The following is a 19,897-nucleotide window of genomic DNA, read 5'->3' as shown; positions in this document are numbered from 1 at the left end:
CGAACCCGGCGTGCCCGTCTCCGGGCACCGGGCTCTCCACAAATCTCGTTCCGGGGTGTTCAGTTCCTCATGCCGTAGTGGGCCACGGAGACGGAATGAGTTTTCCCCGGTATCGGTATCTGGTCGTGCTTACCTTTGCCGGGTTGAGCAGTTCCGCTTCCTCTGTGACAGGCCACCAGCCGCCGCTGTAATAACGTCGGCGGAGCTGCTTCCAAGTGATTCCGGGATGTTTGCGCCGGATCCATCTAGTCACCCTCATCCACGTGTAGTGGCTGAGGTAACAGAAAGCGACGTTCGACACTCCGGGACGGAAATACGCGCACCATCCTCGCAACACCGAGTTCAGTCGGTGGAGCAAGGACTCCAGCGACAGGCCGACGTTCTGTCGTCCGGTCAGTTCCTTCACCTTGCCCGTTACGGAACGTACTGACTTCCGTGCGGGATAGGTGTAGATGTACTGCCGGTCAGTGCCCCGTTTCCAGTGGCGCTGGATGCGCCATCCGAGAAAATCAAGGCCCTCGTCAATGTGCGTGATCTTTGTCTTCTCCACCGACAGGCGAAGGCCCATCGACTTCAATGCCTCTGCGACCTCGTCGCGTAGTTCCTCGGCATGTTCGCGGCGCCCGAAGACGAGTACGAGGAAGTCGTCCGCGTACCGGACCAGCCGGTAGTTGGGCAATCCTCGGCGCCGTCTCCTGCGCCGGTCCTCGGAGGTGCCATCTGGCCCTCCGGGGGCCTGGGCGATGTGCTCGTCCAGGACCGAGAGTGCGATGTTGGCCAGCAGCGGCGACAGGATCCCGCCCTGCGGGGTCCCGGTGCGTGTGTCCGTGAAAGCTCCGTCACGGGACAAGATCCCGGACTTCAAGAACGCCTTCACCAAGGACAGCACCCGCTTGTCCCCGATTCGATTCCGCACCCGTTCCATGAGGGCCGGGTGCGCGATCTCGTCGAAGCACGCCGTGATGTCGCCCTCCACCACCCACTCGTATCCGTGGCTGGCGAGGTAGCGACTCTCGGCGATCGCATCGTGGGCTCGGCGGTTCGGGCGGAACCCATAAGAACACGGGAGGAAATCCGCTTCGAATACCGGCTCCAGCACCAGCTTCAAGGACGCCTGGACCACTCGGTCCGCCACGGTCGGAATCCCGAGACGACGAAGCTTGCCATTCGCCTTGGGAATCATCCGCTCGCGGACAGGGACCGGATAGAAGCTGCGGTCTCTGATCTGGGTCCGCAGCTTGTCGAGAAACGTCTCGACCCCTTGCCCGACCTCGATGGAGCGGGCGGTCTTCCCATCCACTCCGGCCGTGCGGGCACCCTTGTTTCCCCGGACACGGTCCCACGCCACCAACAGGAAGGCGGGATCGGCCACGAGGTTGAACAGGTCGTCGAACCTGCGATGAGAATCATCGACAGCCCAACGGTGCAGCTTGGTCTGGATCTCCAGTACCCGGCGTTCGGCCTTCATCAAGGCCCATTCCAGCTCGTCGGTATTCACCGGCGACAGCCTCCTGGCATTCCAGTCTCCTTACTGCCGACTTGCTGGCCCCCTTCCCCATGTGACCGGCTTTCCCGGCCTCGGAGTACTACGGAGCCTCCGTCCTGCCCGACGGCCATCAGCCGGCGATGGACCTGTCCCCGACCGGACTGGATGTCCGATACAGGGACGACCGCGGACAGTTCCCACGTTCACCACGAAATCGATCGACAGGTGAGGTGCCCAGCTCTACCCCGGCAGCATCGCCACGCTTACGCCGCAGACTTTCGGCGTGGCCTCCCCACCGATGAATGGAGTCGGCTTCGGAGTCGACCACCGAAGAGCGCTGGTGGTCGTGCACTGCGTCCGGCCCAGATCCGCCAGGTTCGAGCCGGTGTCGTAATTACGGGGCGTCAGGCACTGATTTCTCGCGTGCACCTTCCTGTCTCGCTAGCCGGACCCGGATCGTCTGGCAGTACCAACCCGTCCCGGCGTTGTCGGGGCTGCTTACCGCTCGGCTCGGCATCCCCCGAACCGAACTGCCCCCAGCTTCAACCGGATTGCTACGACAACCCGGTGGTGAAGGTCTCTCACCTCACTCGATTCCATGGCGCCTCGTGGCGCACCCACCCGCTACGACAAGACCGCCACCATCTACCTCGCCGGACTCCACCTCGCAGCCATCTTCATCTGGTCAGCCAGATGATCCGAAGGAAACGGCCTAGGGCCTGTGTGATGTCGTGATCATTCGTCGGTCTTCAGCAGGTCGTCGATCCAGATCATTGCGGCGCGGAGGTGGAGGCCGGCGAGGTAGCTCTCAGGTGTCTTGTCATAGCGGGTGGCGATGCCTCGCCAGGCCTTCAGCTTGTTGATCAGGCGTTCGACCGTGTTCCGTTCCTTGTAGAGGTCGGCGTCATGGCTGATGGGCCGGCCGCCTCGTGCGCCCTTCTTCTTGCGGTTGGCGGCCTGGTCCCGCTTTTCCGGGATGACGGCCTTGATTCCGCGTTTGCGCAGGTAGGCGCGGTTGCCGCGGGACGAGTAGGCCTTGTCCGCGGCGACTGCGTCGGGCCTGGTGCGGGGACGGCCGACAGCCAGCCGGATCTTCACCCGCGCGAGCACCGGGATTAACTGCGGGCTGTCCCCGGCCTGCCCGGGAGTCAGGACCAACGCAAGCGGACGACACCTGAGGTCCGCAGCGAGGTGAATCTTGCTGGTCAAGCCGCCGCGGGACCTGCCGAGCAGGGCTTCCTTCAGGCGGAGTTTGCGTCTGCGTCGGATCCGCCGACGCTCGGCCTGTCCGTTCTGTTCCTCCGGTCCGCCCCTTTTTGGCGGGCCGCCTCCTGCTCCTGCGCGGCTTCTTCCAGGGCCTCCATGAGGTGCTTGCTGACGCGCATCCCTGCGGCGTCGTGGTGGGCGCGGACCGTTGTGGAGTCCACGCTGACCAGCGACAAGTCCGTTCTTCCCACCCGGGCCCCCTCAGCGATCAGGCCTTCCAGCAGGGCGGTGAAGACACCGGCGTCCCGCCAGACGCGGAAGCGTCCGTAGACGGTGGCCCAGGGGCCGAACTCGGCAGGCATCTCCCGCCACTGGGCACTGGACCGGAACCGCCAGACCACACCCTCGAACTGCTCCCGCAACCGCTCCGGGTAGGGGCCGTACCTACCGATCGGCAGGTACGGCTCGATGAACTTCCACTGGGCATTGGTGAGTTGCCTGCGTGTCACGACCACAGTCATACCGGGTTCCACCCCGCGAAGAGGACAGAACCCCAGAACTGATCACGACATCACACAGCCCCTAGTACTGCAATCACAGTTAAGGGGTATGTCCGCGTTGTTTGTAGTGGCTGTCGCGGGCGCGTGTCTGACTGAGTCTTCGCCAGTGTGACCAGTGCAGATGGTGGTGGACGGTGAGGTGGTGGGGATGGAGGAGGTGGCCGATGAGGCGGCGTATCTCCGCTACGGACAGCGGTATCAGGCCACCGCTGTTTCCCTTTTGAGAGTTCGTGGGCGCGGACGGCGGCGAGTGCAGCGAGGGCGGCCATAGCGAGGGTGATGTGTCGGTACCAGGCGTGGTAGAGGCGGACCTGGTAGTGGTCCAGGCCGCACTCGCCCTTGGCGGTCTGGAAGCATTCTTCGACAGCCCAGCGGGCGCCGGCAACCCTGACCAGGTCTTTCATCCGGGTGCCAGCAGGTCCGTAGCAGACGTAGTAGGCGATGTCGGTCGGGTCTTTGAGGCTGCGACGGGCCAGGACCCAGTGGCCGTGGCCGTTCTCCCACCAGATCCGGATCGGGATTCGCGCCCACTGGTACATGCGCTCGCCGTGGGATCCCTTACCGGCGGACAGGCGCTTCCAGGACTGCGGCGCGAGGCCGGCGACGAGGTCGTCGACACGACGTTCGCCCATGCCGCGGGTGATGACGGTGTCGCTGGTCTTCACACACATCACATGGCTGATGGACCGTTGTTCCATCCAACACCGCAACGATTTCGACTGCCCGTAGGCCTCGTCCGCTGTGACCCACGCGAACGGGACGCCGGCCTCCACCGCACGGACGAGCATCGCCTTGAAGTGTTCGGTCTTCGTCGCGAAGTAAACCTCGTCGGGGATTCCCGCGTCACGGCATCGCTCGCGGTCGTCCGTCCACGAGGCGGGCAGATACAGTTCCCGGTCAATCAGGGCCCGCCCCTTGGGCGAGGCATAGGCCAGGAACGTGCCGACCTGGCAGTTTTCGGTACGTCCGGCGGTGCCGGAATACTGCCGCTGGACGCCTGCCGAGCGCACGCCCTTCTTCAGGAAGCCGGTGTCGTCGCCGATCAGGACCGCACCCTTGTCGCCGATGGTCTCGACGACGTAGTCCCGCACGTCGTCACGGACCGCTTCCGCGTCCCAGTCCGCCTCGCCCAGCAGGCGCTGCATCCCGATCGGTAGCCGGTCACCCGCCCGTTCCGCCAGAGTCCAGCCGTTCTTCCGCTCCAACGGCGCGATCAGACCCCGCATATACGCAAGCGCCCGACCCCGCGGCTCCGACCTCACGAAACGCGATGCGAACCGGGCATGCAGCCCGGCCAGCATCCCGTCCCACTCCTCAACCAACCCCACCCCGAGCTCAGTCACACACCAACTCAACCACACACAAGTGTGATTGCAGTACTAGTCGGCTCCCCACGCATCAACGGGAGTCTGCGGCTCACCTTGACGATGGGCATCGGCGGTTCGCCCATCGGGCTCTCGATACCCCGTGGTTATCCCGCCTACCTGCTGTAACACTGATCCAGTGAAAGAAGTCCCCACCGAGCCGATGCCCGTCGTCCTCGGCATAGACGACCTCCGGCCGCTCCCCAGGGCCACGCGGATTGCCCGCACCAGCCGCGAAGGCATCCAGCTCCTGGAAGAGCACCGCGACAGCTTCATTGACGAGTTGTGGCTCGACCACGATCTCGGCGGCGACGACACCATCATGCCGGTGGTGACCCTCATGGAAGAAGCCGCCTTCAGCGGACGGCCCTTTCAGATCGGAGCTGTCTTCGTTCACAGCGCCAACCCCATCGGCGCCGAAACCGTTGTCCGGTCTCTCACACGCTGGAACTACCACGTCCAGCGGGCAACGGCCTAGTGAGCCGGTTCGAGGTCTGGGCTCGCTTTGTGAGTCGTGTTCTGTTTCAGATCTTGGGGTTCGCCTGACGTGACCGGTTTGCGGCGGCTGTGTTGGACGGATGGGTGATACCAGGCTGCCGCCGGTGGTCTTGTCGGATGCCGAGCGGTTGACGTGGAGAGCTGGGCCAGGGGCGTTCAACTGTGCAGGGCCTGGCCCAGGGTGCGCAGATCGTGCTCGCGTGCGCGCGGGGGTGGAACACCACCGTGGTGGCCGTGCGGTTGAACACGGAACGCAAGACGGTGGCCAGATGGCGGACCCGATTCCTGCGTGACCGGCTGGAGGGCCTGTCGGACGAGCCGCGGCCCGGGGTGCCGCGGACCATCACCGACTCCCAGGTGGAAGAGGTGGTGGTCCGCACCCTCGAAGAGACACACGCGGGCGGGACGCGCTGGTCGAAGCGGGAGCTCGCCACAGTCGTGGGGATCTCTCCGGCGAGCGTGCTGAGAATCTGGCACGCCTCCGGCCTGCGGCCCAGGCGGACCGAGACCTTCAAGATCTCCCTGACCCGCTGCCGATTGACAAGATCCGCGATGTCGTCGGCCTCCACCTCGCCCCGCCGGCCAACGCGGTGGTGTTCGCAGCTTCCCGAGGCGCTTCAGTATCCGGCGTACCTGTTCGCCGCCTGCGGCCGGCATTCCGGCCTGGACGGCCGCCTCGCCCCGGGGAAGTGCCGTCTCCGTTGCCCGCGCCCGGACGGTCGTGGCCTCTTCCGGGGCGAGCGCGCGCAGTAGTGCGGCGAGTCGGCTGTCGGCCATTTCGCCGGCCCCGACCTCCATCTCGGGGGTGCACGGTTCCACGAGGAAGTCGCCGACGGTCAGGGCGCCCACCGGATGGCTGAGCAGTCAGGAAGCACCCGGCCTTCGCATACCGCGTGCACGGGAGATGTCCGCTTGGTTCGGCTCAATCCATCAGCCCCGACCCGGGCTACTGCGCTTCTGCGTTTCTGCGCGGCAACCTTGTTCAGGCGGTGAGCCCGTGATCCGAGTCGGAATCGGTCTCGCCGGCGGCGGTGCGGATGTGCTCGGCGCGGGTCTCGCGCCCGGACGTCACGGGCACGCGCGCTTTGAGATCGAAGAGGCGGTCAAACGGCAGACCCGCGAGCCACGGGAGCTCAACACCCAGTGTTTCCAGGGCACTCGCCGGCGAGTGCCACCCGCGCCCTTGGACGGCCCCGACGGCTGCTACGGTTCCGCCGATCACCACATCACCTGGGGGGCAACACATGGACATCGGTCTCTTCCTGTTGGCATTCGGACTGTTCAGCGCCATATCCGGTGGCTGGGTCGCATTCAACGTGCGTGGCTCGGCCACCGCTCTGGATCGCTGGGCCGAGAGCAATGCGGAGGTGCGCCGGCACGCCCAGGGGGACCTCGGCCCCGCGACCCGGAGCGCGTCGGCCGCCCTCTTCCGCTACCTCGGTACGGCGGCGGGCCTGAGCGGCACCATCCTTGCCCTGGGCGGCCTGGCGATGCTCCTCTGACCATCGGACTCCAAGCCTGCAGCCTGACCGGCCGCGAGGTCGCTGCGCCCGCAACCGCGACGCGTACGCGGGCAGCGCTGACACATTGACGGACTACGCCGAGGCGCCTTCGGGGGCGCAGGCTCCCGCGCGACCACAGCACCAATGCCTGCCCGGCCGCTTCGGAGGCCGGCACCCCTACGGCCACCGGCCCGACCCCGGCGATGCCCACGGCCCGTCCGGTGGCTGCCGGCAAGGGAAACAGGCCGCTCCGGTCCGCGCTGACCTTGGCGATCAGGTCCGGCAGGTCCGGAGGGACCAGGACCGAGTCCGGGACCTCGCGCGCTCCCAGGACGCGGCGAACTCCAGGCCGTCCGTGGGTGCCTGGGGTTGGCAGGGGTGCGCCTCGCCGTCCTGGTGGTCAGATCCACACTTCAGTGGCTCGCCCTCATTGCCGCCCGACTGTTCGGACCGGAGGCGCACTGCCCTGGTGCGCCGCCACGCAGGCTGCCCGGGTACTTGGTTCTCCTCGCGGACGAGCCGGGTGTTCAACGGGTCTCTGACCTGCCCGGGCCAAGTGGCTGTCATCTCTGTCTGACATGGACCAGTTCGGAGAAGCGGTTGAGCGGGCCTGCCGGCGGCTGGACCCCGACTTTCCGCGGGTCAACTCGTAGACCCTCGGCAACACAGACCGTTCCCGCACGCCCATGTCTGAACGCGATTGGAATGGGAGCCGGCCGAGCTGGTGGGCAAGCCGGTGTGGCTGTATCCGCGTGACCGCCGGAGTGACGAGCGGTTCAGGCTCGGCCCGTACCACGATGGGCTGCGGGATGCGATCAGCAGCGAACGGGACCGCTTGGCCCAACGGCTTACTGATCGCTTCAGAACGAGGCTGTGACGGCGGAGGTGGGTGGTGTGGAGCGTGCGACGCGGAATCCCACGTCGTCGATCCGGAAGGTTGGATGGCTGCGCCGCCGCACCGACGCCCGGCAACTCCAATGCTCGTCAGCCCATCCACCACCACGGAGGACCCGATAGGTGCCATAGACCTCGGCGTCGTAGACGTCCCAGCACCAATCCCAGGCATTGCCGAGCATGTCGTACAGGCCCCAGGCATTGGGCTGCTTGCCGCCCACGGGGTGGATCTGCCCATCCGAGTTGCCCTGGTACCAGGCGACTTCATCGAGCTGTCCGTACCGCGGGCCGGTGGTACCCGCACGACAGGCGTGCTCCCATTCGGCCTCGGTCGGCAGCCGGTACCCGTCTGCTGAGGTGTCCCAATCGGCCGTCTCGGCGTCAGCATGTAGGTGATACGCGGGTGTCAGCCCGTCGTGCCGGGACAGCGCGTTGCAGAACTGGATCGCGTCCCACCATGAAACGCCCTCCACGGGCAGCCGGTCGCCTTGGGCGCCACTCGGCCGCTGACCAGTGACCCGTTCATACTGGAATTGGGTGACCGGGAACGCCGCCATCTGGAACGGCTCGACCTCGACCACCCAACTGTGCCGCGTCCGCCGGTCCGACAGCGTCACCCGTCCCGGCGGGACGCCAACCATCTCGATGCCTGCCCTCGTGTCCACAACGGACCACCCTACCGGCGCCTCGTCATCGCCCTACCGATCTTCCTGGGGAGACGGCGGAGGCAGACAATGGGCGCTTGTCCGCGCCGAGTTCGCGGACGGGTCCGCACAGGGTCGATCCGGCGGTAGCGTGATCGTCATGACGGCTGAAGACGAGGCGCTGGTCGGCGGGATGACGAACGCGGGGGCGGTTCCTTCGCCGTGGTGCGGTGGTTGAGCGCCCGGCGCCGCGCCATGCACGCGCCCTGCATGCCTATCTCCTCGCGCTGAAGGAGCACGGCTTCGACGGTGCGCCGACCCCTGTCGGTCTCACTTCGGATGGCCGCGAGCAACTGACCTTCATCCCCGGCGACGTGGCTCATGCGTGATGGGTGGCGGTGCCAGTGGTGAAGTAGGTGTCCGGGCTGCACTCGTAGCCGCGGTGGCGCGGGTCGTGGCAGCCCTGGGTGCGAAGCGGTACTGGTGAAGAGGCAGTGTTCTGGCGATGCGCTATTCAGCGGTCGTCTTGGTAGGCAGCGAGCAATCCAGTCGGAGTCCGGGTGCGCTGGCGGGTGATAACTCGGTTGCGAAGAGCCTGGCCGCGCAAGCGAGGATGCCTGCATGGGCCAAGAGACGGATGAGGTAGGCGAAGCGATCGCAGGCGAGCTGCGTCTGATGGACGCCGGCGTGCGTGTATCCCGCTCGCTGGCCCTACAGCTTCTGGACCCGGACTTCGTCGAGGTTGGTGCCTCTGGGCGCCGATGGACGTATACGGAGATGCTGGCCGAGTTGCCCGAACTGGGTGGTGCAGCAGAAGGCGGTCCCCACTATGAGCCCTCGAACTTCAGCGGAGTGCTGTTGGCCCCCGGACTGGTGCATCTCACCTACGAGACAGTGTTTGACGGAAACCGGGCACGGCGCAGTTCGCTCTGGCGCAAGCAGGGCGCCGCCGGGACATGGCAGATGTACTACCACCAGGCGACACCCATCCCGCCCGACGGCATGTAGTTGTACATCTCAGGTGATGATCGTTCTTTGTCACCTGAGCGACAAAGCCGGCCATCGCCAGCGTGCGTGTCCGGCCTGCTGTCCGCGATGTGTCCCAGGATCGAAGGCAGGTTCTCGTCGGCGACGTGCCCGGCCGTGGCCGCAAGTACGAAGGCCTGGCCGAGTTTGTGATCGCCCAGGACAGTGGCCGGATCGACCGCACGAGCCATCTTGGCGCGGATGCGGATGCGGATGCGGATGCGGATGCGGATGCGGGTGGCGCCGGCGGGTCCGTCCTCTTTGAGTCGGCGACCGGCCCCGGGCCTATGCCCATGAACGCGATCTCCGCCTCCGAGCGGGCCGCAGCCCTCGGCCGGCGCGCGGGTCGCCACGGGGGCTCGTTCCCTGGCGCCGCAGACGGCCTCCCACACGGCGAAGGTGAGGCACTGGTCGGCCGTGCGCGTGGCGGATCCGCTCTGCCTCCGTGAGCGAGGCGAGGATTCCGGCGCGGATGACGAAGCCGGGTGAACCGTCGCGGATGACGAAGCCGGGTGAACCGTCCGGTTGTCGGAACACCATTTCCCCTGCCGCACCACTGTGTGCTCGCCGGCGGTAGGGAAGGCTGGCGCACCCGACCGCACAGTGCGGGCGATGCCGGGGTGTTCACCTCAAGAGTGAGATCTCAACTGCTCCGATTCTTCAATTGAGTTGTTGGCTGGTGCTCCCGCTGTGATCCTCACCAGGCTGGTCTCGGCCAGATCGCCGCCGCGACGCGGCAGGCCGGCCCTAAGCTCCCGTACTCGCGTTCGATTCTCCGGCTAGGCTCCACACCGTGATCAGAAGGCTCGTGACGCCACACCGTGCGCCAGTACCTCATCAGGGGACCGACGGTGGTCGGGAGCCGCACATCTCAACTGGGGGGTCAGTGAAGAGAACTGCGAAATCCGCAATCGGCCTCGGCGCGGTTGGCCTGGCGTTGCTTACTGTCACCGCGCCCGGCGCCCAGGCCGAACCGGCATCGCCGCGGCGCACCGAGGCCCAGATCGCCGCGATGGACCCGACGCAGCGAGGAGAGTTACTGGAGCCACTCCGGCAACTCGCCGACGCCGTCGCCGCGGCCCGTCGCCGCGGCGGGCAAGTCCAAGCAGCCCGACACCTATGCGGGGGTGCGCATTGATGCCCCCAACAACGTGGTGCATGTCTACGTGACCGATCGGTCCCGCACAGCGAAGCTCATCGAGGCGGCCCGGCAACCTTCGTGCTCTGCGCCTGTGGGCAGGCCGGCCAAGCCGGAATCCCCGAATCGGGCCCCTCCTCGACCTCTCAGCCCATCACGAGACCAACCGTCATCAGTGCGGACGGCAGGACCCTCACGACGGACATCCCCATCGGAGGGTGTCAAAAGGGCCGGCTCTCAGGTACCGAGAGCGACACCACGGTTTCACTGACCCTGACGCTCACGACACACGAGAAGAAGGGGGAAGCCTGCGCAGCGAACATAGGACTGGAACCGGTGAGTTTCACGCTCCAGAAACCGCTGGATACCCGCAAGGTCGTTGACCAAGCAACAGGCAACCCGCTCACCATCACAAAGCCGTAGGAGGTCCGCGCCGGCGGCCCACCGTTCGCAGACGTTCACCCTGTCGACGGATCCACTGTGCATCGACAGGGTCCGCGACGTGCTCGGCCTCTACCTGAACCCGCCGGAGAAGGCTTTGGTCCTCTGCGTGGACGAGAAGTCGCAGATCGAGGCCCTGGACCGGTCCCAACCGGTCCTGCCGATGATGCCGGGCGTTCCCGAACGCCGCAGCCACGACCACATCGCGTCGGCACCACCATCACCCTCTTCGCCCCACGCTTCCACCTGCACTTCACATCGACGACTGCCTCGTGGCTGAACCTGGTGGAGCGGTGGTTCACCGAGTTCACGCAGAAGAAGCTCAAGCGTGGAGTCCATGGCTCCGTCCAGGCCCTCGAACGCGACATTCGGGCCTGGCCGGCCGACTGGAACGACCGACCCAGGCCCTTCGCCTGGACGAAGACCGCCGACGAGATCCTCGACAAAGTCGCCGCCTACCGCGACCGAATCTCTGACGCAGGTCACTGGACACCCTGTACCGGCCAGCCGCGCACACACTGTGCTGTAGCGCCTTGGCCACAGCCTCGGCGAAGTTGGTCAGGTCACAGACTCTGCTGCGCCATTCCCGTGGGCCATTCGCTGACCACATCGCGAGGAGCCCCGGGAGCGGCCGGCCACCTACACGGGTCTCACTGGCCGCACTCGTGCACGGGTCACGCCGGGGGCTTCTGCAGCCAGTCTGCTTCGGTGGTCCAGAACATTTGGCGCGCACCGAGGTAGTCGTGGGCGAAGTCCGTGAACCGTTCGCGGGTGTACGGTTCACCGGTCTTGGGGTCCTTGGCGTTGATGTCGGGTTCCTGGACGGCCATCGCGACGAGGGGGAGGGAATCCTTGTACTCGTGGAGGAACTTGTAGGAGTTCTCCATCTGGTACTTCCGGTCCGGCAGGGTGTCCGGTCCTCCGATTCCGATCTTCTTGTCCCTGGCGAGGTCGAACATCTCCGTCATGCGCTTGTGGTCGTCGTCATCCGGCAGGAAGTTGATGTACTGGATGAACTGCGTCTTGGTGAAGACCTTCTTGCCGTAGCGCATGTTGTCGATCTCGGCATCGATGTAGGACTTCGAGGTGTACTTGGTCTGATCCTTCTTGGTGTCCACCTCGACCGCGGTCTCCGGAAGGTTCACCCCGGCGAGCTTGCCGTCGAACCTCTGCGCCATCGCCCTCAGCATGGCCTGGAAGTCTGCTCGCACCTCCTTGTTCCATTGCGCGACCATGGCCCCATGGGTGGTGGGATTGTCGGGGTTCTCATCGATAGTCGGCGCGAGCCCGCCCTCGTCCTTCACATATTGGGGAACCTTGGCGTCCGTCATGGCTACATCGAAGAACCGATCCTGAACCTGGACGAACAGTTGCTTGTGGCGTGCCTGGAGATACTTCAGGGCATCGTCCAGCCGCGACCACTCGTACTCCCCCTTCTTCCCCTCAAGAGCCTTCCAGGGCACCACCACCTGTACGCCGCCGATGTCCGTACGATCAATCATGGCCTTGACCTTCGGATCCCCGCCGGACGTCGCATCCTCGAATGCGCCGAGCGACATGTACAGATTGTCGGTTACCTTGCCGTGGGACATCGAGGCGGCCGTGTCCGGGGCGGAAACCGCGAAGGCCACCCCGACGGTGGCCGTCAAGGCCACGGCCGTGAGGGCAACAGATCCGACTGCACCGCGTTGCGTCATCATGAACGAGACGCTAGGGGAACGTTCTAAGTGAAAGATAAGAGTGTCCGTCGCCGCTCTCGGCGTCGGCACTCACCGCCAGCGAAATTGACAGTCCGTCATGAAGTGATGGCTTTCTCGCTTTCCACCTCCGCTCTCCAGCACAACCCCGGCGTCTTCTCGGCGCGAGGTTGCCCGGACGGTGCGGAGGGCGGCGAATCCGTGCGGGTGATCGCAAGATCCGCCGGAGTGGTTCTCGGATTGAGACCGAGACGCCTGTCGCCTCGCCAAGGGGTACCTCCTGAAGGAACCACCCGGCGGCATCTTCCGCGAGCCGGCCGACCGTGGGCTCGGCCGGTCCGGGGCGGGCCGACCAGCAAAGCCCGCATTGACGACGCCGGTGGGCCGGGAGGCGGCGTTGAGCGCCGCGGCGTAGTGGTCGTCCCAGCTCCTGCCGAGCATGCTGAAGCCGGGCGGCGACCACCTCCACTTCGGCGACGCCGGCACCAAGGTCCTCGCCGACACCCTGGTCCGGGCAGCCGACGCGCCCAGCCTCGCCATGTCCCAGACCACGGCCGCTGACTTCAACGGCGACGGGATCCAGGACCTCGTCGCGCGCCAGGACTCGACGGGCACCCTCAAGATGTGGCTCGGACGGGGCAAGGGCACCTTCGCCTCCTCCACCGACGTGACCGCCGGCTGGCGCCTTTACTCCCAGACCACGGCAGCCGACTTCACCGGCGACGGCAAGGCCGACCTCATCGCCCGCGACGACAACACCGGCGACCTGCGCAGCTGGGCAGGCCACAACGACGCCACCTTCGCAAGCCCCACCACCCTCACCGGCGGCTGGTGACCGAGTACTCACCAGCACCACGAGCCCGGCCGGGACCGGCCCCCTCCCCGAGCACGCCGGGCTACGTCCTGGGCGGCCTGCGGGAAGAGATCTGGAATCTGATCCCTGTCTCCACCCATCGAGGCCGTGGATGCATTCCGCACCAGGCGGCCACGTTCAGAGAGCCAATCCCGTCCCACACGCTTCGACGGCTGGAACCACCTCTCTCCCCCCGGCACCCACCGCGGCATGTTCCAGGCTCACCCCCGCTCCGTGTGAACACCGAGCCCCGCCGGAATCCTCGACGCCTCTCGAGTCCGACCGACCCCGTATGTTCCCGGGAGCCGCACATCACGACGGCCGCCCCTCCCGTGAGGGAGGGGAGGCCATCGACTCTTTCGTGCCTCGACGTCAGCCGGCGAGCGCCTCGGTGGCGGTCCGCCGGATGCGCTTCGTCCGGCCCGACTCGGCCAGAACTCTCAGCACCGACGGCTCGGAGACCTCGGCGCCGATCCGCAGCTGAAGCCAGTCGCTCCAGCCGTCGACGAGTTCGGTGCCGAGCGTCGGCGCTTCCGCTCTGGACCGGAGCTCCTCGAGGATTCCCAGCTCGCGTGCCCGGCGTTCGCTGAACGCGCGCACCGAGGGGGCCAGGGCCTGGACCCAGGTCTCCCGGTCGGCGCGGGGCACCCGCTCCAGGGCTTCGCCGACGACGGCCGACGCGAGCGCTCCGTCCGCCTCTGCAGTGACCGCGGCCAGCAGCCCCGGCCGCGCCGTATCGGACGCCAGGGCGGCCCTGTACAGCTCCCAGCGCGCGTGTCCGTCGGTCACGTCGGACACGGTCGTTCCGACCCGCTCCTCAAGCTGCCGCAGGGCGTGCCGGAGTTCCGGGGTCACCTCAGCATTGGCCATTGGCCTTGAACCTTTCCATGGCGGCTCGGACGTTCCCCCTGATGGTACGGATATTGCTGTCGATGACAGCCTGTTGAGCTTCGGCGGCGGCTTGTCTTCCAGGATCGGTTTGCCGTTCATGCCGATCCGGACCTCCGCGGCCTTGCCCTTGCCCTTGCCCTTGACGTACGCGTGCGGCGGGGCGTGGTCGTTGGAGTAGATCTGGATGGCCATGCCAACCTGGTTCACGATCGTGCCGACCCCCGGGTACTGCGGGCTGGTCGACGCGAAGTGGGCCGTCGTGGCCCCCGCGGTGGTGGCGTACGCCGTCGTGGCCGATGAGGTACCGGCTCCCGCGGGCGCGGCGAACGCTGCCGCCCGTGCCGCCGCGCCGAGCTTGGGCTTGACCGGGCAGTCGAGTACGCCTCGACCGCCAGAGCCTTCGCCGTGCGGAATTCCCGGACGCACTCCTCGCCGCACTCGCGACGCAGCACACTCCTCGTCGACCGTGAGGTCGGCACCGGCGTCGGAGTCGTTGGCCTCCACGCGCGCCCGGACGACCCGCTGCTCCTCCTCGCGCTCGGCGGCGGTGGCCTCGCCGTCGGCTGCGGCCGCCTCCGACGCGGCGTCGGACGCGGCGTAGTCGGGTGTAGAGACCCAGAGCCACACATACTCCTCAGGCCGCTGAGGGTAGAGTGCCTGATGGTGCGGGCGGCCTGCCGCTGCCCCGCTGTTGCCGTGTCGGGGCCGATGGTGCCCCCGGCGAAGATCCGATTCTTGCAGGAGCGAGCGTGCGCGAGCCCATGTCGCTCAGCTCCGTCGCCTGCCCGCCGTGATGCTTCGCCCCTGACGTGCAGCTCGGCCGCGCCCGTCGGGCAGGCCCCGCTCCGTTCCCTCTTCTTCCGGTCCGCCCGCGTGGGCCGTCCGCGTGGATGCCGGCCCGGCCTTCCCGCGTCCTGCCGCACAGCCTCCGCCTGACCGGAGCGGGGTGTGCCCGAGCACGACAGGTTCCCGATCCCTTGTCTTCTGCTTCCCTGACGTCCCCCGCCGCACGGCTGCGCGCCCTGCGCCCGGACTGGCTCTCCGACCCCAAGGTGTGGCGTACCGAGGTCCTCGCGGGCTTGGTCGTTGCGCTCGCGCTGGTCCCCGAGGCGATCTCGTTCTCGATCATCGCCGGTGTCGACCCCGCGGTCGGACTGTTCGCCTCGTTCACGATGGCCGTGGTCATCTCGATCGTCGGCGGCCGCCGCGCGATGATCTCCGCCGCCACCGGTGCCGTCGCGCTGGTGACCGCGCCGCTGAACCGTGAGCACGGCTTCGGCTACCTGGTCGCCGCCGTCATCCTGGCCGGCGTCTTCCAGATCGCGCTCGGCGCGCTGGGCATCGCGAAGCTGATGCGGTTCATCCCTCGCTCGGTGATGGTCGGCTTCGTCAACGCCCTCGCCATCCTGATCTTCATGGCCCAGGTCCCCGAAATGCACGACGTGCCCTGGCCCGTCTACCCGCTGATCATCGGCGGCCTGGCGCTCATGGTGTACTTCCCGAAGATCACCACCGTGATCCCCGCGCCGCTCGTCTCGATTGTCATCCTGACCGTGATCACCGTGGCGGCCGGCATCGCGGTCCCCACGGTCGGGGACAAGGGCGCCCTGCCGTCCTCCCTGCCGGTACCCGGCCTGCCGGACGTGCCCTACACCCTGGACACCCTGACCACCATCGCTCCGTACGCCTTCGCGATGGCGCTCGTCGGCCTGATGGAGTCCCTGATGACGGCCAAGCTCGTCGACGACATCACCGACACCCACTCCTCCAAGACCCGCGAGTCCATCGGCCAGGGCATCGCGAACATCGTCACCGGCTTCTTCGGCGGCATGGGCGGCTGCGCCATGATCGGCCAGACCATGATCAACGTGAAGGTGTCCGGCGCCCGCACCCGCCTGTCCACCTTCCTCGCAGGCGTCTTCCTGATGGTGCTGTGCATCGTCTTCGGCCCGGTCGTCTCCGACATCCCGATGGCCGCGCTCGTCGCCGTGATGGTCATGGTCTGCTTCGCGACCTTCGACTGGCACTCCATCGCGCCCAAGACCCTCAAGCGGATGCCCGCCGGCGAGATCACCGTCATGGTCGTCACCGTCGCCTGCGTGGTCGCCACCCACAACCTCGCCATCGGCGTCGTCGCCGGCTCCATCACCGCGATGGTCATCTTCGCCAAGCGCGTCGCCCACCTCGCCGAGGTCACAGCCGCCCCCGACCCCGACAACGCCAGCGTCGTCTACTCCGTGACCGGCGAGCTGTTCTTCGCCTCCTCCAACGACCTCGTCGGCCAGTTCAACTACGCCACCGACCCTGACAAGATCGTCATCGACCTGTCCAAGGCGCACATCTGGGACGCCTCCTCCGTCGCCGCCCTTGACGCCATCGAGACCAAGTACGCCCAGCGCGGCAAGACGGTCCAGATCACCGGACTCAATGACCCCAGTGCCGACCTTCACGGCAAGCTCACCGGCGAACTCACCAGCCACTGACACCACCGCTGCGAACCGAAGGACCCGGCCGCCGACCGGGGTCCTTCGAAGTTCTCACAGACGACCTTTTCCCGCAGCAAGATCGAAAGCGATCGGCGGGAGCGGTCGGCGGGAGCGGTTGGGATCGCGGAGCAAGGCCTGCTGGACCTGTGCCGGTCCTTCCCCGAGGTGGCGGATCCGAGGCCGGCCCGGCCCTGCCCGCAGGGGGACTTCCTCGGCGGCCGGCTCGACTGCTGCCTGCCCTTCGCCAAGGGCGCCGCCCTGGCCTCCGGCCCCGGCCGGGTGATCGTGGCGGTCCTCGGGGACGGCGAGTGCGAGATCGCGATCACGGCTGCGGCCTGACTCGCCGCCCACGCCCTGCCCGGCACCCCGGTGCTGCCGCCCGTCCACCTCAACGGCTTCTGCATGGGCGCCCACAGCCTCCTCGCCGGCCTCGACGAGCGGGCCATGACCGCGTACACGGCCGGGCTCGGCCGGCACGCCCGCACCGTCACCATCCCGGACGACGGACACGAGGCCTTCCACGCCGAGTTCGCCCAGGCCGTCGCCGACACCCTGGCCGGCCGGCGCACGGTGCTGTTCATGCGGTGCGTCAAGGGCTGGAGCGGCCCCGCCACCGTGAACGGGCAGCAGGTCGTCGGCACCGTTCGCGCGCACAGGACCCCAGTCACCCGGGCCGCCACCGACCCCGCCCAGACGCACGCCGTGGAAGCGTGGCTGTCCGCGTACCGGCTCAAAGAACTGTCCACCAACGGCGGCCACCCGAGCCGCGGCCTCGCCACTGCCCTCTCCGCAACCGCAGGGCCGCGCCTGAAAGCGCTCTCGCCGGGCCCCGTCACAGCTCGGCCACCGTCACCCCGCGTCGTCGCCGGATGGATCCTCCGCCGACCGGAGACCCTCAACGAGACGGAGCGCCTTCGGCTCAAAGCCGTTCTGGTTCACTGCCCTGAACTCGAAGCCCTCACCGGCCACGTCCGCTCCTTCGGCCAGATGCTCACCGAGCGCCAGGCGAACGGCTGCCGCAGTGGCTCGGTGCCGTCCGGCAAGACGATCTGCCTGGCCCCCACACGCTTGCTGCGGGTATCGATCGTGACCGCGATGCGGTCATCGCGGGCCTCACCCTGCCCTGGAGCTCAGGCGTCGTCGAAGGCCAGGTCAACCGAATCAAGATGCTCAAACGTCAGATGTTCGGCCGGGTCGGCTTCGCCCTTCTCCGCGAGCGTGTCCTGCTCCACTCGTGAAGCACAGGTCAGACCCCATCTGCAAGGAGCCCGAAGCCCTCCGGGAACCCTTCCAGGAACTCGCGCCGTGCCGGGTCAGACTCGGCTTCGACCATGGTTCCAAGCAGTTCGATCAACTCGTTCCGCTGGTCGCTCGACAGCATGCTGACCAGGTGGGCGACGCCTTCCATGACCTTGACGGCGTCGTCCGGATCCATCTGCTCGTCTTCAGTGCCCTCAATGAACCACAGGACATCGACCAAACCCTCGGCCAGGGCGTGAGTCAGAGACGAGTACACAGGCATCAAGGCGGACTCCCAGCAGGCCACGGCAGCAGAGTCCGGCCATCCCACCACACAGCACTGACATCACACTCCGTCAGCCCTCCACGGAAGGTGAGCCAGAACCCGAAACTCACCTACACAGCCACTCGCCACCCGTATGGCGCTGAGGTTCCGAACGAACGTCGCGGAGGTTCAAGTACGTGCGGTGTCGGCATTCCTAGGATTCGACGACAGAAGGGAAACCCGGGCTGTTCATGGACGGGTGCACACCAAGGACAAGAAACTCGTGAAACAAGAGAAGTCCAGCCACATGGCTGTCATCGCAGGTACCGGCACCGACATGGACATCCCCAACGGGGTGATCGGCAATGGCCGGAGCGGTCGCGCCCAGGTCCGTCGGATCAAGGCGATCGTTTGCCACCGGGCCACCTCGGTGTCCGCCGGTTGGGGTTGGAGTCGTAGCCCTTGTCGCCGAGCAGGGCTTCCGGACGCCTTCGGGGTCGTCCGGGGCGGCCGGCGACGGGTGGGATGCCGTCGCCGGGGCGAGGGTTTGGGTGACGTCGGTGACGTTGGCCGCGGTCGTGATGACTTTCAGCGGGGTGCCACGTCCGTCGCGGATCAGGTGGTGTTTGCTGCCTGTCTTCCGCCGGTCGACCGGCGACGGGCCGGTGTCGGCTCCCCCTTTTTCGCCCGAATGTGGGAGCCGTCCACGCAGGCCCTGGACCAGTCGAGCCGGCCGGCTGCGTTCAGTTCGGCGAGCAGGATGCGGTGCAGCTGGTCGAAGACGCCCGCCTGCTGCCACCGCTCCAACCACCGCCGGCAGGTCTGTCCTGAGCCGAACCCCAGCTCCATCGGCAGGAGTTGCCAGGCGATGTCGTTGCAGAGCACGTACAAGATGCCTTGCAGACACAGCCGGTCAGCTACCGGACGCGGCCCTGGTGACCTTTCCGGCCATGGCGGCAGCAGCGGATCGATCAATGCCCACAAGTCGTCGTTCACGATCCACGGCCGAGTACTCACACCATCCCGAACGGCCGAATCGCCGCACCGGTCACGGCTGACCAGGACATCTCACCAAGATCCTGTTACGAGCTCCAAGTAACGACGTCTAAGCCGGCGCTGGCGCTTCTTGACGATCTGCGGCTCGAAGGCGCCCTCGCGGTCCCGCGGCACGTCGATCTCAACCGGGCCGACGTCCGTGACGACCGTCTTGGACCGTTTGCCGTTCCTGGAGTTGCCGCCGTTCTTGCCCGCCGGATCGTGCCGGTCATAGCCGAGATGATCCGTCATCTCGCCCTCCAGAGCGGACTCCGGCAACCGCTTCGTCAGCTGCGGGAGCAGGCCGCCCTCGCCCGTCAGTTGCAAGCCCTCGGCTTGAGACCGAGCCACGAGCTCGTTCAGGAACCGGTCATCCACGCCCGCTGACGCGGCCTCGGGCGGTGTGGCTATGTTCTCGCTGGTCACAGGTGCAATCCTCCATGATCGGAGTTACACCGTTTCTTTTACAGTCCCTCGGCGAAGTAGCGCAGGACCTCGTCGGCGATCACCTCGGCGGCCGGCGTCGTCAACTCCGCCTGGTGTTCGGCCGTCATGGCGGTTTGGGCGAGTCGTTTCGTCAGATATGCGTCCAGGGCGGTGGTGGCCGAGAGCGGATGGGATCCGTGCGGGCTGTGGTGCGTAGCGGCTCGGGGTAGCCGTCTACCACCCGGA

16 protein-coding genes and 7 pseudogenes are annotated in these 19,897 nt (G+C 66.9%); 12 read left to right on the top strand and 11 right to left on the bottom strand.

Translation table 11 applies throughout. The features are described 5' to 3' along the window. Positions 1–67 precede the first annotated feature (67 nt). From ltrA to OHA84_RS02270, 3 genes and pseudogenes are all read right to left on the bottom strand, one after another. Positions 68–1,498, bottom strand: coding sequence for a group II intron reverse transcriptase/maturase (gene ltrA / locus OHA84_RS02280; protein WP_266973464.1), 1,431 nt, complete (start codon positions 1,496–1,498; stop codon positions 68–70). Between the two features lie 723 nt (positions 1,499–2,221). Continuing rightward, a pseudogene (locus OHA84_RS02275) lies at positions 2,222–3,201 on the bottom strand (IS5 family transposase). A 263-nt stretch (positions 3,202–3,464) separates the two neighbouring features. Then, positions 3,465–4,553: pseudogene (locus OHA84_RS02270) on the bottom strand (IS701 family transposase); the annotation flags it as partial. A gap of 202 nt (positions 4,554–4,755) precedes the next feature. Between OHA84_RS02270 and OHA84_RS02265 the strand changes: the two are divergent. Both OHA84_RS02265 and OHA84_RS02260 read left to right on the top strand, forming a co-directional pair. Then, positions 4,756–5,094 (top strand): cyclic-phosphate processing receiver domain-containing protein, encoded by a 339-nt coding sequence (locus OHA84_RS02265; protein ID WP_234349939.1) that lies wholly within the window; start codon positions 4,756–4,758, stop codon positions 5,092–5,094. Between the two features lie 182 nt (positions 5,095–5,276). Beyond that, a complete protein-coding gene (locus OHA84_RS02260) occupies positions 5,277–5,867 on the top strand; it encodes a helix-turn-helix domain-containing protein (RefSeq protein ID WP_266976623.1) in 591 nt (196 codons plus the stop codon). 229 nt (positions 5,868–6,096) lie between these two features. On the opposite strand, the gene OHA84_RS02255 is transcribed toward OHA84_RS02260, so the two are convergent. Then, on the bottom strand, positions 6,097–6,336 hold the full coding sequence (locus OHA84_RS02255; RefSeq protein ID WP_266976625.1) for a hypothetical protein: 240 nt from the start codon (positions 6,334–6,336) through the stop codon (positions 6,097–6,099). Between the two features lie 22 nt (positions 6,337–6,358). Here OHA84_RS02255 and OHA84_RS02250 point away from each other — a divergent pair, with 22 nt between their 5' ends. Further along, positions 6,359–6,616, top strand: a complete 258-nt coding sequence (locus OHA84_RS02250) for a hypothetical protein (protein WP_266976627.1) — start codon at positions 6,359–6,361, stop codon at positions 6,614–6,616. A gap of 486 nt (positions 6,617–7,102) precedes the next feature. Continuing rightward, a pseudogene (locus OHA84_RS02245) lies at positions 7,103–7,493 on the top strand (diadenosine tetraphosphate hydrolase); the annotation flags it as partial. On the opposite strand, the gene OHA84_RS02240 reads toward OHA84_RS02245, so the two are convergent. Then, complete coding sequence (locus tag OHA84_RS02240) at positions 7,477–8,151, bottom strand: SUMF1/EgtB/PvdO family nonheme iron enzyme (RefSeq protein ID WP_266976852.1); 675 nt, start codon at positions 8,149–8,151, stop codon at positions 7,477–7,479. The pseudogene OHA84_RS02245 and the gene OHA84_RS02240 sit on opposite strands and share 17 nt — an antisense overlap. Positions 8,152–8,314: 163 nt before the next feature. Here OHA84_RS02240 and OHA84_RS02235 point away from each other — a divergent pair. Then, positions 8,315–8,534 (top strand): annotated as a pseudogene (locus tag OHA84_RS02235) (aminoglycoside phosphotransferase family protein); the annotation flags it as partial. A 241-nt stretch (positions 8,535–8,775) separates the two neighbouring features. Further along, complete coding sequence (locus OHA84_RS02230; RefSeq protein WP_266976629.1) at positions 8,776–9,162, top strand: DUF4440 domain-containing protein; 387 nt, start codon at positions 8,776–8,778, stop codon at positions 9,160–9,162. Here the strand turns inward: OHA84_RS02230 and OHA84_RS02225 are convergent. Then, positions 9,123–9,533, bottom strand: a complete 411-nt coding sequence (locus OHA84_RS02225) for a hypothetical protein (protein WP_266976630.1) — start codon at positions 9,531–9,533, stop codon at positions 9,123–9,125. The genes OHA84_RS02230 and OHA84_RS02225 overlap by 40 nt on opposite strands. Before the next feature lie 1,227 nt (positions 9,534–10,760). Here OHA84_RS02225 and OHA84_RS02220 point away from each other — a divergent pair. Further along, positions 10,761–11,218, top strand: a pseudogene (locus tag OHA84_RS02220) (IS630 family transposase); the annotation flags it as partial. 215 nt (positions 11,219–11,433) lie between these two features. On the opposite strand, the gene OHA84_RS02215 reads toward OHA84_RS02220, so the two are convergent. Next, entirely contained in the window at positions 11,434–12,459 is a 1,026-nt protein-coding gene (locus tag OHA84_RS02215; RefSeq protein ID WP_234349956.1) for a hypothetical protein, read from the bottom strand. A gap of 436 nt (positions 12,460–12,895) precedes the next feature. Between OHA84_RS02215 and OHA84_RS02210 the strand changes: the two genes are divergently transcribed. Further along, a complete protein-coding gene (locus OHA84_RS02210; protein WP_266976632.1) occupies positions 12,896–13,291 on the top strand; it encodes a VCBS repeat-containing protein in 396 nt (131 codons plus the stop codon). A gap of 390 nt (positions 13,292–13,681) precedes the next feature. Here OHA84_RS02210 and OHA84_RS02205 read toward each other — a convergent pair whose 3' ends face one another. Beyond that, positions 13,682–14,827, bottom strand: coding sequence for a hypothetical protein (locus OHA84_RS02205; protein WP_266976634.1), 1,146 nt, complete (start codon positions 14,825–14,827; stop codon positions 13,682–13,684). A 350-nt stretch (positions 14,828–15,177) separates the two neighbouring features. Between OHA84_RS02205 and OHA84_RS02200 the strand changes: the two genes are divergently transcribed. From OHA84_RS02200 to OHA84_RS02185, 4 genes and pseudogenes are all read left to right on the top strand, one after another. Further along, positions 15,178–16,683, top strand: a complete 1,506-nt coding sequence (locus OHA84_RS02200; protein WP_266976636.1) for a SulP family inorganic anion transporter — start codon at positions 15,178–15,180, stop codon at positions 16,681–16,683. 168 nt (positions 16,684–16,851) lie between these two features. Next, a complete protein-coding gene (locus tag OHA84_RS02195) occupies positions 16,852–17,025 on the top strand; it encodes a hypothetical protein (RefSeq protein ID WP_266976638.1) in 174 nt (57 codons plus the stop codon). A 30-nt stretch (positions 17,026–17,055) separates the two neighbouring features. After that, positions 17,056–17,454: pseudogene (locus OHA84_RS02190) on the top strand (hypothetical protein); the annotation flags it as partial. Positions 17,455–17,699: 245 nt separating this feature from the next. Continuing rightward, a complete protein-coding gene (locus OHA84_RS02185) occupies positions 17,700–17,924 on the top strand; it encodes a transposase (RefSeq protein WP_371591570.1) in 225 nt (74 codons plus the stop codon). Between the two features lie 8 nt (positions 17,925–17,932). On the opposite strand, the gene OHA84_RS02180 is transcribed toward OHA84_RS02185, so the two are convergent. The 3 genes and pseudogenes from OHA84_RS02180 to OHA84_RS02170 form a co-directional block, all read right to left on the bottom strand. Continuing rightward, complete coding sequence (locus tag OHA84_RS02180) at positions 17,933–18,232, bottom strand: hypothetical protein (protein ID WP_053676567.1); 300 nt, start codon at positions 18,230–18,232, stop codon at positions 17,933–17,935. A 573-nt stretch (positions 18,233–18,805) separates the two neighbouring features. Then, entirely contained in the window at positions 18,806–19,186 is a 381-nt protein-coding gene (locus OHA84_RS02175) for a transposase (RefSeq protein ID WP_266976640.1), read from the bottom strand. A 111-nt stretch (positions 19,187–19,297) separates the two neighbouring features. Beyond that, positions 19,298–19,636, bottom strand: a pseudogene (locus OHA84_RS02170) (transposase); the annotation flags it as partial. Positions 19,637–19,897 lie beyond the last annotated feature (261 nt).

The sequence above is a fragment of the Streptomyces sp. NBC_00513 genome (genome assembly GCF_041431415.1).
GTDB lineage: Bacteria > Actinomycetota > Actinomycetes > Streptomycetales > Streptomycetaceae > Streptomyces.
This window is presented reverse-complemented; position numbering and strand designations above follow the sequence as displayed.

What these genes read in the sequence shown, in the direction of transcription:
- OHA84_RS02250 (WP_266976627.1), top strand. Translation starts at nt 6,359, where the DNA reads ATGGACATCGGTCTCTTCCTGTTGGCATTCGGACTGTTCAGCGCCATA.
- OHA84_RS02240 (WP_266976852.1), bottom strand. Translation starts at nt 8,151, where the DNA reads ATGGTTGGCGTCCCGCCGGGACGGGTGACGCTGTCGGACCGGCGGACG.
- OHA84_RS02230 (WP_266976629.1), top strand. Translation starts at nt 8,776, where the DNA reads ATGGGCCAAGAGACGGATGAGGTAGGCGAAGCGATCGCAGGCGAGCTG.
- OHA84_RS02215 (WP_234349956.1), bottom strand. Translation starts at nt 12,459, where the DNA reads ATGATGACGCAACGCGGTGCAGTCGGATCTGTTGCCCTCACGGCCGTG.
- OHA84_RS02210 (WP_266976632.1), top strand. Translation starts at nt 12,896, where the DNA reads ATGCTGAAGCCGGGCGGCGACCACCTCCACTTCGGCGACGCCGGCACC.